Below are 13761 nucleotides of genomic sequence, written 5' to 3'. Positions count from 1 at the left end.
CCCTTCTTAAAGAACTGCTTTGGGGTAGGAGCCCAGCACCTTGAGTGCTACCGCTTCCTGGCTGATTTTTTCCAGCACGCCCTTGATCAGCGGATCACGGTGGTGACCCACGAAGTCGATGAAGAACACGTAGGTCCACTTGCCGCTGCGCGAAGGCCGCGTTTCGATGCGAGTCAGGTCGATACCGTTGTCGTGGAACGGCACCAGCAGCTCATGCAGCGCACCCGGACGGTTGCTCATGGAGACAATGATCGAGGTCTTGTCGTCGCCAGTGGGAGGGACTTCCTGATTACCGATGATCAGAAAACGCGTGGCGTTGTCTGGCCGATCCTCGATTTTCTCTGCCAGGCGCTCCAGGCCGTAGAGCCCTGCGGCCATGTCGCCGGCAATAGCCGCCGAGTTCCACTCGCCCTTGACGCGCTTGGCCGCTTCGGCATTGCTGGATACCGCGACGCGTTCGACATTGGGGTAATGGGCGTCCAGCCATTTGCGGCACTGGGCCAGCGACTGGGCATGGGAATAGATACGGCTGATGCTGTCGGTCTTGGTGTTGTCGCCGATCAGCAAATGGTGGTGGATACGCAGTTCGACCTCACCACAGATCACCATGTCGTGTTCCAGGAAGCTGTCGAGGGTGTGGTTGACCGCGCCCTCGGTGGAGTTTTCCACCGGGACCACGCCAAAGTTCACCGCTCCGGCGACCACTTCGCGGAACACCTCATCGATGGCCGCCATCGGCTTGCTGATCACTGCGTGGCCGAAATGCTTCATGGCTGCAGCCTGGGTGAAGGTCCCTTCAGGCCCCAGGTAAGCAACTTTCAGTGGGTTCTCCAACGCCAGGCAAGACGACATCACCTCACGGAACAGACGCGCCATCTCCTCGTTGCTCAACGGCCCCTTGTTGCGCTGCATCACCCGTTTGAGCACCTGGGCTTCACGCTCGGGGCGATAGAACACCGGCACTTCGCCCTCGGCCAGGGCAGCCATCTTGACGCGGGCCACTTCTTCGGCGCAGCGGGCACGGTCACTGATCAGCTCGAGGATCTTCTCGTCGAGGCTGTCGATACGGACCCGCAGGGCCTTGAGTTCATGCTCGGACATCAGCCGTTTTCCTTTTCGAACTCCGCCATGTAGCTGACCAGCGCTTCGATGGCGTCGAGGCCCAGGGCGTTGTAGATGGAGGCGCGCATGCCACCGACCGAACGGTGACCCTTGAGATTGAGCAGGCCGCGGGCATCGGCGCCGGCCAGGAAGGCCTTGTCCAGACGCTCGTCAGCCAGGCGGAACGGCACGTTCATCCACGAGCGGGCGTTGGCCGAGATCGGGTTGCTGTAGAACGCGCTGCTGTCGATGAAACCGTACAGGCGGTCTTTCTTGGCGCGGTTGCGCTGCTCCATGGCATCGACGCCACCCTGCTCCTTGAGCCACTCGAACACCAGGCCCGAGAGGTACCAGGAATAGGTCGCCGGGGTGTTGTACATGGAGCCGTTGTCCGCCGCGACCTTGTAGTCGAGCATGGTCGGGCAGGCACTGCGGGCGTTGCCCAGCAGGTCTTCACGCACGATCACCACCACCAGGCCGCTGGGGCCGATGTTCTTCTGTGCGCCGGCGTAGATCAGGCCGAACTGCGAGACGTCGATGGGGCGCGAGAGGATGTCCGAGGACATATCGACCACCAGCGGGGTATCGCCGGTCTGAGGCACCCAGTCAAACTCCAGGCCGCCGATGGTTTCGTTGGAGGCGTAGTGGACGTAGGCGGCCCCTGGCGTCAGGTTCCATTCGTTCTGGCCGGGAATGGCCAGATAGTCGTAGGACTTGGCGCTGGCAGCAACGTTGATGTTGCCGTAGCGGCGGGCTTCCTCGATGGCCTTCTTGGACCAGATACCGGTCTCGATGTAGTCCGCCGTGCCGTTTTCCGGCAGCAGGTTCAGCGGGATTTCGGCGAACTGCTGACTGGCACCGCCTTGCAGGAACAGCACCTTGTAGTTGGACGGAACGTTGAGCAGATCGCGCAGATCCTGCTCGGCCTTCTCGGCGATGGCCGTGTACTCGTCGCTGCGGTGGCTCATTTCCATGACGGAAAGACCCTTGCCGCGCCAGTTCAGCATCTCCGCCTGGGCACGTTGCAACACTGCTTCGGGAAGCGCAGCGGGACCTGCGCAGAAGTTAAAGGCTCGATTGCTCACATCCACTCTCGCTCTGCTTGAATTCGGGGCTGGGCCCAGTGTATCTCGGGTCTGCGGGGCGTGAAGGCCGGCCTCATCGCGGGCAAAGCCCGCTCCCCCAGTGGACTGCAGCATCGAAAATCACCTGTGCAGCAAGTGATTCCCAAATGCACCGCATACCCCCCGTGGGAGCGGGCTCCGCCCGCGATGGCTGCGCCGCCGATATGCCTGCCCTACAGATTACTCTTCAGGCGCATCATCCACAGCATCGGCCTGGGCATCACCCTCGCCCACCTCTGGGTCGACGGCCTCGACACCCTCGACCGCCTCGTCGATCACGCCCTCTTCCAGCTCATCACCCTCGACTTCCGAAGGCTCCTGAACACGCTCCAGGCCTACCAGCTTCTCGTCGGTGATCAGCTTGATCAAGGTCACGCCCTGGGTATTTCGGCCCAGGCTGGAGACTTCGCCGACGCGGGTGCGTACCAGAGTGCCCTGGTCGGAGATCAGCATGATCTCTTCGCCTTCCTGGGACTGGATCGCGCCGATCAGCTTGCCGTTGCGCTCCTTGGTGACCATGGCGATCACGCCCTGACCGCCACGGCCGCGACGTGGGAACTTGCTCAGCGGTGTGCGCTTGCCGAAGCCGCGCTCCGAAGCGGTGAGGATCTGCGCGCCGGACTCCGGGATCAGCATGGAGATCAACTGCTGGCCCTTGCCCAGGCGCATGCCGCGGATACCACGGGCGCCGCGGCCCATCTGGCGCACGACGCTCTCGGCGAAGCGAATCACCTTGCCGGCGTCGGAGAACAGCATGACTTCCTTGGCGCCGTCGGTGATGGCCGCAGCGATCAGGGTGTCGCCTTCCTTGAGCTTCAGTGCGATCAGCCCACTGGAGCGTGGGCGAGCGAACTGGGCCAACGGTGTTTTCTTGACCGTACCGAAGGCGGTCGCCATGAAAATGTAGGCGCCGGTAGGCTCTGCCACCAGTTCGGCGGTGTCGCCGTCTTCGCTTTCGGCGGCCTCGACGACCTCCTCCGGCTCGACGATCTCGCCTTCGAGCACGGCGTCATCGGCGTCGTCCAGATCTTCGTCGGCACCGGCACTGGCCTGCAAGGCTTCCAGGTCGATCTGCAGCATGGTGGTGATGTACTCGCCATCGTCCAACGGCAGCAGGTTGACCAGCGGCCGACCACGGGCGGCGCGTGACGCTTCGGGAATTTCGTAGGTCTTGAGCCAGTACACCTTGCCCTTGCTGGAGAACAGCAGCAGGGTGGCGTGACTGTTGGCGACCAGCAGGTGCGAGATGTAGTCCTCGTCCTTGACTCCGGTGGCCGACTTGCCCTTGCCGCCACGGCGCTGGGCCTGGTAGGAGGACAGGGGTTGGGTCTTGGCGTAACCGCTGTGGGAGATGGTCACCACGCGTTCTTCTTCCGGGATCATGTCACCCAGGGTCAGGTCGAGGCGCGAATCGAGGATCTCGGTGCGACGCACGTCGCCGTATTCGGCGCGGATCAGCTCGAGCTCTTCGCGGATCACTTCCATCAGGCGCTCGGCGCTGTTGAGGATGCGGATCAGCTCGCCGATCTGGTTGAGAATCTCCTGGTACTCGGCCAGAAGCTTCTCATGCTCCAGACCCGTCAGGCGGTGCAGACGCAACTCGAGGATCGCCTGGGCCTGTTCCGGCGAGAGGAAATACTTGCCGTCGCGCAGACCGTATTGCGGGTCCAGGTTCTCGGGGCGCGACGATTCGGCGCCGGCGCGCTCGACCATGGCCACCACGGCACTGGATTCCCACGGGGTGCTGATCAGAGCTTCCTTGGCTTCCGACGGTGTCGGCGAGGCCTTGATCAGGGCGATGACCGGATCGATGTTGGACAGGGCAACGGCCTGGCCCTCAAGGATATGGCCGCGCTCGCGGGCCTTGCGCAACTCGAACACGGTACGCCGAGTGACCACTTCGCGACGGTGGCGAACGAAGGCTTCGAGCAGATCCTTGAGGTTGAGGATGCGCGGGCGGTTGTCGATCAGCGCGACGATGTTGATGCCGAACACGGCCTGCAGCTGGGTTTGCGCGTAGAGGTTGTTGAGAATCACCTCCGGCACTTCACCGCGGCGCAGTTCGATGACGATGCGCATGCCGTCCTTGTCGGATTCGTCGCGCAGTTCGGAGATACCTTCCAGCTTCTTCTCTTTGACCAGCTCGGCGATCTTCTCGATCAGGCGCGCCTTGTTCAACTGGTACGGCAGTTCGGTGACCACGATCTGCTGGCGACCACCGACCTTGTCGATGTCTTCGACGTGGGAGCGGGCACGCATGTAGATGCGGCCGCGGCCGGTGCGGTAAGCCTCGATGATGCCCTGGCGGCCGTTGATGATGGCGGCGGTCGGGAAGTCCGGGCCAGGGATGAACTGCATCAGCTCATCGATGGTGACGTCCGGGTTGTCGATCACGGCCAGGCAGCCGTCCAGCACTTCGCCCAGGTTGTGTGGCGGAATGTTGGTGGCCATGCCCACGGCAATGCCGCTGGAGCCGTTGACCAGCAGGTTGGGGATCTTGGTCGGCATGACCGCGGGGATCAGCTCGGTGCCGTCGTAGTTGGGCACCCAGTCGACGGTTTCCTTGTGCAGGTCGGCCAGCAGCTCGTGCGCCAGCTTGGTCATGCGCACTTCGGTGTATCGCATGGCCGCGGCGTTGTCACCGTCCACCGAACCGAAGTTGCCCTGGCCGTCGACCAGCAGGTAGCGCAGCGAGAATGGCTGCGCCATCCGTACGATGGTGTCGTAGACGGCCGTGTCACCGTGGGGGTGATACTTACCGATGACGTCACCGACCACACGGGCGGATTTCTTGTAAGGCTTGTTCCAATCGTTGCCCAGTTCACTCATCGCAAACAGAACGCGGCGATGCACGGGCTTCAAGCCATCACGCGCATCAGGCAGTGCACGACCGACGATTACGCTCATTGCGTAGTCGAGGTAGGACTGTCTCAGCTCGTCTTCGATATTGACCGGGAGGATTTCTTTGGCCAGTTCGCCCATGAGAAGCCTGATTCCTTTTTCTGGTGAAACTCCGCCGCGCCCCTGCGGGACGAACGAAGCTCGCCGCCGTGGCCAGGTGCCAGCAGCGACTTACGACAAATCAACGAGTTATGCCATGGATCAGCGGCGTCAGGGCAGCACCGCAATGCAGCCCCGAAAACCGCCGGATGTTACCACAATCGCCGTCAGGGACCTATCCCCTAAAACCCTGGCAGGACCATTAATCTGAGCAGGATCGCCCTGCAAGGTGGCTCTTAGGGGCTTGGAGCACAAATCGGCAGTGAAAAGATGTGCGTTTTTTGTCCAGACCGGCCGCCAGATCGACCTGATCGGCCAGGTGAGGTGGCGTGGCGGCTCAGTGAAGGCGCTTGCGGCACATCAGTTGAGCCATCTTGGCAGTGTCCGGGCGCTCGACGATGCCCTTCTCGGTCACGATCACATCGATGAGATCGGCCGGTGTCACATCGAACACGGCATTGAAGGCATCGACATTGGCACCGATGCGCTGGCCGCCGATTTCCAGCAGTTCCCGGCCGTCGCGTTCCTCGATGGGAATGTCCTCGCCGCTGGCCAGATTCATGTCGATGGTCGAACTGGGCGCCACCACCATGAAGCGTACCCCGTGGTGCATGGCGCACACCGCCAGTTGATAGGTGCCGATCTTGTTTGCCACATCGCCATTGGCCGTGATGCGATCGGCGCCGACGATGACCCAGGTGATGCCCTTGGTCTTCATCAGGTGGGCCGCCGCGGAATCGGCGTTCACGGTCACTGGAATGCCTTCGTTGGCCAGTTCCCACGCGGTCAATCGCGAGCCCTGCAGCCAGGGCCGGGTTTCATCGACGTAGACGCGCTCGACCATGCCCTCCAGGAATGCGCCGCGAATCACGCCCAGCGCCGTGCCGAAACCGCCCGTAGCCAGCGCGCCGGTGTTGCAATGGGTGAGTACGGTCTGCAGATTGCCCTGATGCCGACGGATCAGGTCGACACCCAGTTGGGCCATGGTCAGGTTGGCTTCACGGTCGCTCTCGTGGATGGCGAGTGCTTCGGCTTCCAGCACGGTGAGCAGGTCGTCGGTCGGACGCAGCCGGGTCAGACGCTCACGCATCCGACCCAAGGCCCAGAACAGGTTGATCGCGGTAGGCCGGGAGGCGGCCAGCAGCTTGAAGTCTTCGTCCAACGCGCTGCGCCAGTCGCCGCCAGCGACCACCCGCAAGCGGGCGGCCAGCACCACAGCGTAGGCGGCACAGATGCCGATGGCCGGGGCACCCCGCACCACCATCGAACGGATGGCGCTGGCCACGCCGGCAGCATCGACGAAGGACAGCCAGACTTCCTGCGCCGGCAGTGCGCGCTGATCCAACAGATACAAAGCGCCATCGCGCCAATCGATGGCTTTCACTCTTTCGGCAGCCAACAGTCGATCGCGCATGCCTCACCCCATACTCAGACATCAAAAGCGGTCGATTATAGCGAGCCCCCGGTGAAGACGCTCGGGTATACTTCGCCATCATCGTTCATCTGCACCGGACTCCGCCATGCCCAACGCCGACACTCCACTGGACCTGCTGTTGCTGCCGACCTGGCTGGTGCCAGTGGAGCCGGCCGGTGTGGTGCTCAAAGAGCATGGCCTGGGCATCCGCGACGGTCGCATCGTGTTCATCGGCCCTCGGCAAGCGGCGCTGCGCCTGACAGCGCTGGAAACCCGTGAGCTGCCGGGTAGCCTGCTGGCGCCGGGGCTGGTCAATGCTCACGGCCATGCCGCCATGACGCTGTTTCGCGGCCTGGCCGACGACCTGCCGCTGATGACCTGGCTGCAAAAGCATATCTGGCCCGCCGAGGCGCGCTGGGTCAACGAAGACTTCGTGCGCGACGGCACCGACCTGGCAATCGCCGAGCAGTTGAAAGGCGGCATCAGCTGCTTTTCGGATATGTATTTCTTTCCCGCCACGGCGGCCAGCCGGGTCCATGACAGCGGTATCCGCGCGCAGATCACCATTGCCGTGCTGGACTTCCCCATTCCCGGGGCACGCACCGCCGACGAAGCCCTGCACAAGGGCGTCGAGCTGTTCAATGATCTCAAGCACCACCCGCGCATCAGCATCGCTTTCGGGCCCCACGCGCCCTATAGCGTGAGCGACGACAACCTGGAAAAGGTCCGGGTACTGGCCGACGAACTGGACGCCGCCATTCATATGCATGTCCACGAATCGGCCAGCGAAGTCCAGGATGCGCTGGACCAGAACCACGAACGCCCCCTCGCCCGCCTCGCCCGACTGGGCCTGCTGGGACCGCGGTTTCAGGCCGTGCACATGACCCAGGTGAACGATGAGGACCTGGCGCTGCTGGTAGAGAGCAATACCAGCGTGGTGCACTGTCCCGAATCGAACCTCAAGCTGGCCAGCGGCTTCTGCCCGGTCGAGAAGCTCTGGCAGGCGGGCGTGAACGTGGCCATCGGCACCGATGGCGCAGCCAGCAACAACGATCTCGACCTGCTCGGCGAAACCCGCACGGCCGCGCTGCTGGCCAAGGCGGTGGCTGGCTCGGCGAGCGCGCTGGACGCCCATCGGGCCCTGCGCATGGCGACGCTCAACGGCGCCCGCGCGCTGGGCCTGGAACAGCATATCGGCTCGCTGGAAGTGGGCAAGGCGGCGGACATCGTCGCCTTCGACCTGTCCCAGCTGGCCCAGCAACCGGTCTACGACCCGGTATCGCAATTGATCTACACCTGCGGTCGAGACTGCGTGCAGCATGTCTGGGTCGCCGGCAAACACCTGTTGGACGAGCGGCGCCTGACGCGCCTGAATGAACAGCAACTGCGCGCCACCGCCATCGCCTGGGGTGAGCGCATCGGGGCCGCTGAATGATCGAGCGCCGCTCGCCCCACCCACGATCTGAAGAATCAAACCGTTTAGAGGACACCCAATGAGCAACGTCGATCACGCCGAAATCGCCAAATTCGAAGCCCTGGCTCACCGCTGGTGGGACCGCAACAGCGAGTTCAAGCCGCTGCACGACATCAACCCGCTACGCGTCAACTGGATCGACGAGCGCGTCAAGCTGGCCGGCAAGAAGGTGCTGGACGTGGGCTGTGGGGGCGGCATCCTCAGCGAGGCCATGGCCTTGCGCGGCGCCACCGTGACCGGCATCGACATGGGTGAAGCGCCACTGGCGGTCGCTCAATTGCACCAGTTGGAATCCGGGGTCCAGGTGGAGTACCGCCAGACCACTGCCGAGGCCCTGGCCGAGGAATGCCCGGAGCAATTCGACGTGGTGACCTGCCTGGAAATGCTCGAGCACGTGCCCGATCCTTCTTCGGTGATCCGCGCCTGCTTTCGCATGGTCAAGCCCGGCGGCCAGGTGTTTTTCTCCACCATCAACCGCAACCCCAAGGCCTACCTGTTCGCCATCATCGGCGCCGAGTACATCATGAAGCTGCTGCCACGCGGCACCCACGACTTCAAGAAATTCATCCGCCCTTCCGAGCTGGGCGCCTGGAGCCGTGAGGCTGGGCTGACGGTCAAGGATATCATCGGCCTGACCTACAACCCCCTGACCAAGCACTACAAGCTGGCCTCGGACGTCGACGTCAACTACATGATCCAGACCCTGCGCGAGGAATAAACATGCGCCTTCGAGCCGTACTCTTCGACATGGACGGCACCTTGCTGGACACCTCGCCCGACTTCATCGCCATCTGTCAGGCGATGCTGGCCGAGCGCGGCTTGCCAGCGGTGGACGGCAAGCTGATTCACGACGTGATTTCCGGTGGCGCGCGGGCGATGGTCTCCGCGGCTTTCGCCCTGTCGCCCGACGCGCCGGAGTTCGAAGCGCTGCGCCTGGAGTTTCTCGAGCGCTATCAGGTCGGCTGCGCCGTGCACAGCCACCTGTACGAAGGCATGGCCGAACTGCTCGCCGACATCGAGAAGGCTAACCTGATCTGGGGCGTGGTGACCAACAAGCCCGTACGCTTCGCCGAACCGATCATGCAACAGCTGGGCTTGGCCGAGCGCTGCGCGGTGCTGATCTGCCCGGATCATGTGAAGAACAGCAAGCCCGATCCCGAGCCATTGTTGCTGGCCTGCAGCAAGCTGGACCTGGACCCTGCCAGCGTCCTGTTCGTGGGCGATGACCTGCGCGACATCGAGTCGGGCCGTGACGCCGGCACCAAGACTGCTGCGGTGCGCTACGGCTACATCCACCCCAGCGACAACCCCAATCATTGGGGCGCCGATGTGGTAGTGGACCGCCCACTGGACCTGCGCAAGGTGCTGGATCAGGCGTTGTGCGGATGCTGATCTGACTGGGGGGTTGGCGAACGCCTTTCGCGGGCAGAGCCCGCTCCCTCAGGGTCCCGGTCGCCGTGCGACTGCATTCATGCTGGCGCCCCACCTGAAAAAGGAACAACCCGATGTTCGACTACTCAGCCCCTCCCGATCTGTTGGCCGGGCGCATCATTCTAGTCACCGGCGCAGGCCGCGGCATCGGTGCTGCCGCTGCCAGAACCTACGCGGCCCATGGCGCGACCGTGCTGCTGCTGGGCAAGACCGAAGCCCATCTGATCGCGCTCTATGACGAAATCGAAGCCGCCGGCCATGCAAAACCGGCTGTCATTCCCTTCGACCTGGAAACCGCGCTGCCAGGTCAGTACCACGAACTGGCCGCGATGATAGAACGCGAATTCGGCCACCTCGATGGCCTCCTGCACAACGCCTCGATCATCGGCCCGCGCACACCGCTGGAGCAGCTGAGCGGCGAGCAGTTCATGCAAGTGATGCAGGTCAACGTCAACGCAACGTTCATGCTGACCGGCGCACTGTTGCCGCTGCTCAAACTGTCCCAGGACGGTTCAGTGGTGTTCACCTCCAGCAGCGTGGGCCGCAAGGGCCGTGCGCACTGGGGCGCCTATGGTGTGTCGAAGTTCGCCACCGAAGGCCTGATGCAGACCCTGGCCGACGAGCTCGAAGGCGTGGCCGCCGTTCGCTCCAACAGCATCAACCCTGGCGGCACCCGTACCGCGATGCGCGCCCAGGCCTACCCAGCCGAGGATCCGGGCCGAAACCCGGCGCCTGAAGACATCATGCCGGTGTACCTGTATCTGATGGGTCCGGATAGCACCGGCATCAACGGGCAAGCATTCGACGCGCAAAAGTAGCTGCGGTAGTCAGCGCGGTGTTGGCGGCGGTGCGCCGCTCCTGTAGAGCGGCGCACCGCCGTGAATCACGCCAGCGCCATCTTCTCGACCACGCCGTGGCCGGTGGCACGCTGCTCCAGCGCCATGCAACGCTCCAGAAACAGGAACATGAAGTCGTAGCTCTTGCAGATGGCGTTACGCAGCTCGGCCTGCTGGAACACCGTGGCTTCGTTGCCGATCAAGGTGCAGATGATCTCCAATGCTTCCCAGGGATGCTCATCGTCGTATTGCGCATGCAGACTCAACCAGCGCATCGCGCGCTTGCGGTGCTGCTCGGGAAACGCCTGGGCATAGGTGTCGTTGGCACACACCACAGCCGACCATTCGCCCGTAGCCCCTTCGATAGCGTAGTTGGTCGCCGCCATGGCCACCGCCAGCGAATCCGTGGCACAGCTCTGCCAGCACCAATGACTCAAGGCATGCAGCTCGGCCGGAACATCCTGGGCCAGCAAGTCTTCCAGGCTCACGCCGTGGGCCTGACTCCAGTTCACCCAATAGTCCGCGTGATTAAGCTCGACGCGGATGTTGCGCATCAGCCAGCGGCGCGCCATGTCTTCACCCGGATGACGGGCGAAGCGGGTTTTGGTCAGGTTCTGCGCCATGTACAGTGAAAACTGTTCAACTACGGGCCAACCGCCAATCAAGTAATGGCGCATAGTTCTGGAGCTCAACTGATTGTCGCGCATCCGCGCATACAGTTCATGCTCGACCACTCGCCGCTTGTTTTCCGCACAATCCTCAATAAGTTTCTGCGCCCACTGCGGATAACTTTTCGGATCCATTAGCGGACCAAGGCGGATAAAGGGATCTTTCACTGACAAACCTCCATTTAATTAAGTGAAGAACAGTGGCAAAGTGCCTTTAGCGAAAAGTGTTAGGCGCGCTGAACCGAAGCGGCTTCAGCCTTCCCTGCTCACGTCGAAGACTGTCGCAGGTAAAGACTTGGGGCCGCTCGATCAAATATCCTTGCGCGTAATCCACGCCAATTTCCAGCAAAGCCTGTTCTATCAGTGGCGTCTCGACAAACTCGGCAATGGTGCGTTTACCCATGACGTGGCCAATATGGTTGATCACTTCGACCATGGCCCTGTTGATCGGGTCGTCCAACATATCTTTAACGAAACTGCCATCGATTTTCAAATAATCGACGGGCAAATGTTTCAGATAGGCGAACGAAGACATACCCGCACAGAAGTCATCCAGCGAAAAGTGACAGCCTAAGCTCTTCAATTCATTGATAAAGCGGATGGCACTACCGAGATTGGCGATGGCACTGGTCTCGGTGATTTCGAAACAAATTAATTCCGGCGGGATGGCATAACGCTCGAATTGCTCGCGCAGGTATTCCAGAAATTCCTCGTCGCCGATACTGATTCCCGACAAGTTGATGGCGCACATTGCCAGCGGCCCGGGCTGATTCTGATCGATACACTGGCGGATCACCTGGAACACATTGTGCACCACCCAGCGATCCAGCGCGGTCATCAAACCGTAGCGCTCGGCTGCCGGTATGAAGACCTCGGGCATGATGATTCGCCCCGACTCGTCGTTCAACCGCAGCAATACCTCGATATGTCCGCCCTTGCGTTCGTCCACCCCACTCAGGGCCGCGATTTCCTGGGCGTACAGGCAGAAGCGGTTCTCTTCCAGGGCCATGTGCAGCCGCTGCACCCACGCCATCTCGCCCACACGCAGCGACAACTCACTGTCATTGGCATGGTAGACCTGCACCCTGTTACGGCCCTTTTCCTTGGCCAGGTAGCACGCCATGTCTGCCGCCCGCAGCGAAGCTTCGAGGGTGGTTGGTGTCTGGTTGATGTGCACCAGCCCCAGGCTGACCGTGGTGACGAATGGCCTGCCCTTCCATACGAAGTGCAGATTCTGGACGGTCTGGCGCAGATTCTCGGCAATCTTCTCGGCCATGTCCGGCGGGCAGTTCTCCAGCAGGATGCCGAATTCGTCCCCCCCCAGACGCGCCAGCGTGTCGCCTTCGCGCAGGCCCGACTGCAGCAGCGCGCAGATGTGGCGCAGCAGTTCATCGCCGGCGGCATGGCCGCAGGTATCGTTGACCAGCTTGAACTGGTCCAGGTCCAGGAACATCAGCGAATGCTGCGTCTGTGAACGCATCAGCGACGACAGCGCCTGCTCCAGGCGGAACTCGAATTCGCGCCGATTGGCCAGGCCTGTCAGCGCATCGTGAGTGGCCTGCCAGGACAGATTGGCAATGTATTGCCGCTCCTGAGTCATGTCATGCAGCACCAGCACGGTGCCACTGATGCGATCCTCGGTCTGGATCGGCGCGCCCACCAGCGTCACCGACACCGTGCTGCCGTCCAGACGCTGGATCAGCTTGGCGTGTTCGCTGCCCCCGCGCAGATCGCCGCTGACGATGTGCTCGATCAGCGTGAAGCTGTCTTTTTCGGCATTCTCGTCCAGCAGATTGAACAGCGCCGCCAGCGGCAAGCCCATGGCCTGCTCGGCATTCCAGTGCGTCAGCTGCTCGGCGGCGGGGTTCATGTACAGGATCGCACCATCGACATCGGTGGTGATGACCCCATCGCCAATCGAAGCCAGCGTGACTTGGGCACGGTCTTTTTCCAACTGCAGCGCGTAGGCAAAGGCATGCCGCTGATTGAGCAGCTTGCGCGTACGCCACAGCGCCAGGGCAATCAGCAGCGCAGCCACCAGCAAGTTGCTGATCACCAGCAGGTATTGGACCGTGCGCGATCCTTCGCCCAATGCCACGCTGAAGGCCATGGCCGCTGGCGTGACTTCATCGTTGATGCTCATGATCTGCGCCTTCCAGCGCGCCATGTCGGCGTCGGTGGCGCTGCCAGCCTGTTGCGCGGCATGCATCTGCTGGGCGACGGCATCCAGCTGCATCAGGTAGGCATCACCGATCTTCCACCGATCGATGGCCCGGGCCATGAAACTGACTTCGCTGAAGTGGCGATACAACCAGATGATGTTCTTGACGTCATCCGGGTGGTTGTTGCCTTTGAGTATGCCCGCGCGCGCTGCTTCGATGTCGGGTTCGGGCCGATCCAGCGCCAGGCGCAGCTCATGGCCACCTTGGGGCACGGCGATCGCGCGCAGGTATTTCTGGAAAACCTGCTCATCGCGGCTGTCGGCGTAGAGATTGAGGTAGTAGATCGCGTCCTTCTGGCCTTTGGACCAGAAGCTTTCGCCCGCCACATAGCTGCGCACCGCAGACAACGCGTACAGACTGAAGCAACCCAACAGCGCCATCAGCCCGACGACGGCGATGAATGGCCAGACAATCCCCAATAATCTCGGTGTATCGAGCGTCTGTGCTTGCTTCATGAGGTCCCTTGCTTCAGCAGTCCAGGCAACATCCGA

10 protein-coding genes are annotated in these 13761 nt (G+C 62.3%); 4 read left to right on the top strand and 6 right to left on the bottom strand.

Annotated elements, in window-relative coordinates; all coding sequences use genetic code 11:
• Nucleotides 1–6: 6 nt before the first annotated feature.
• The 4 genes from pheA to mtnA form a co-directional block, all read right to left on the bottom strand.
• Entirely contained in the window at nucleotides 7–1101 is a 1095-nt protein-coding gene (pheA, locus tag B3397_RS10165) for a prephenate dehydratase (RefSeq protein WP_296249632.1), read from the bottom strand.
• The gene (gene serC / locus B3397_RS10160) at nucleotides 1101–2186 is read right to left on the bottom strand and encodes a 3-phosphoserine/phosphohydroxythreonine transaminase (protein ID WP_296249629.1); all 1086 of its coding nucleotides are present in this window, start codon (nucleotides 2184–2186) and stop codon (nucleotides 1101–1103) included. The genes pheA and serC overlap by 1 nt, the downstream gene beginning before the upstream one ends.
• Before the next feature lie 219 nt (nucleotides 2187–2405).
• On the bottom strand, nucleotides 2406–5207 hold the full coding sequence (gene gyrA / locus B3397_RS10155) for a DNA gyrase subunit A (protein ID WP_296249627.1): 2802 nt from the start codon (nucleotides 5205–5207) through the stop codon (nucleotides 2406–2408).
• Between the two features lie 355 nt (nucleotides 5208–5562).
• Nucleotides 5563–6639 (bottom strand): S-methyl-5-thioribose-1-phosphate isomerase, encoded by a 1077-nt coding sequence (gene mtnA, locus B3397_RS10150; RefSeq protein ID WP_296249625.1) that lies wholly within the window; start codon nucleotides 6637–6639, stop codon nucleotides 5563–5565.
• 106 nt (nucleotides 6640–6745) lie between these two features.
• On the opposite strand from mtnA, the gene B3397_RS10145 reads away from it, so the two are divergent.
• From B3397_RS10145 to B3397_RS10130, 4 genes are all read left to right on the top strand, one after another.
• Complete coding sequence (locus B3397_RS10145) at nucleotides 6746–8074, top strand: TRZ/ATZ family hydrolase (protein ID WP_296249623.1); 1329 nt, start codon at nucleotides 6746–6748, stop codon at nucleotides 8072–8074.
• A gap of 58 nt (nucleotides 8075–8132) precedes the next feature.
• Nucleotides 8133–8831, top strand: coding sequence for a bifunctional 2-polyprenyl-6-hydroxyphenol methylase/3-demethylubiquinol 3-O-methyltransferase UbiG (gene ubiG, locus B3397_RS10140; RefSeq protein ID WP_296249621.1), 699 nt, complete (start codon nucleotides 8133–8135; stop codon nucleotides 8829–8831).
• Between the two features lie 2 nt (nucleotides 8832–8833).
• Complete coding sequence (gene mupP, locus B3397_RS10135; RefSeq protein ID WP_296249619.1) at nucleotides 8834–9505, top strand: N-acetylmuramic acid 6-phosphate phosphatase MupP; 672 nt, start codon at nucleotides 8834–8836, stop codon at nucleotides 9503–9505.
• Nucleotides 9506–9618: 113 nt separating this feature from the next.
• Nucleotides 9619–10362, top strand: coding sequence for a YciK family oxidoreductase (locus B3397_RS10130; RefSeq protein WP_296249617.1), 744 nt, complete (start codon nucleotides 9619–9621; stop codon nucleotides 10360–10362).
• A 65-nt stretch (nucleotides 10363–10427) separates the two neighbouring features.
• Here B3397_RS10130 and B3397_RS10125 read toward each other — a convergent pair whose 3' ends face one another.
• Together B3397_RS10125 and B3397_RS10120 are read right to left on the bottom strand one after the other, a co-directional pair.
• On the bottom strand, nucleotides 10428–11216 hold the full coding sequence (locus tag B3397_RS10125; RefSeq protein WP_296249616.1) for a TenA family transcriptional regulator: 789 nt from the start codon (nucleotides 11214–11216) through the stop codon (nucleotides 10428–10430).
• A 46-nt stretch (nucleotides 11217–11262) separates the two neighbouring features.
• Complete coding sequence (locus tag B3397_RS10120; RefSeq protein WP_296249613.1) at nucleotides 11263–13725, bottom strand: EAL domain-containing protein; 2463 nt, start codon at nucleotides 13723–13725, stop codon at nucleotides 11263–11265.
• Nucleotides 13726–13761: the final 36 nt, after the last annotated feature.

This window comes from Pseudomonas sp. UBA4194 (assembly GCF_002379585.1).
GTDB lineage: Bacteria > Pseudomonadota > Gammaproteobacteria > Pseudomonadales > Pseudomonadaceae > Aquipseudomonas.
Note: the sequence above shows the minus strand (reverse complement) of the source record. Positions and strands in the feature narration are given on the sequence as shown.

Excerpts from the sequence above, each read along its gene's own strand:
- B3397_RS10145 (WP_296249623.1), top strand. The coding sequence starts at position 6,746 with ATGCCCAACGCCGACACTCCACTGGACCTGCTGTTGCTGCCGACCTGG.
- ubiG (WP_296249621.1), top strand. The coding sequence starts at position 8,133 with ATGAGCAACGTCGATCACGCCGAAATCGCCAAATTCGAAGCCCTGGCT.
- pheA (WP_296249632.1), bottom strand. The coding sequence starts at position 1,101 with ATGTCCGAGCATGAACTCAAGGCCCTGCGGGTCCGTATCGACAGCCTC.
- mtnA (WP_296249625.1), bottom strand. The coding sequence starts at position 6,639 with ATGCGCGATCGACTGTTGGCTGCCGAAAGAGTGAAAGCCATCGATTGG.
- B3397_RS10130 (WP_296249617.1), top strand. The coding sequence starts at position 9,619 with ATGTTCGACTACTCAGCCCCTCCCGATCTGTTGGCCGGGCGCATCATT.
- mupP (WP_296249619.1), top strand. The coding sequence starts at position 8,834 with ATGCGCCTTCGAGCCGTACTCTTCGACATGGACGGCACCTTGCTGGAC.
- gyrA (WP_296249627.1), bottom strand. The coding sequence starts at position 5,207 with ATGGGCGAACTGGCCAAAGAAATCCTCCCGGTCAATATCGAAGACGAG.
- B3397_RS10120 (WP_296249613.1), bottom strand. The coding sequence starts at position 13,725 with ATGAAGCAAGCACAGACGCTCGATACACCGAGATTATTGGGGATTGTC.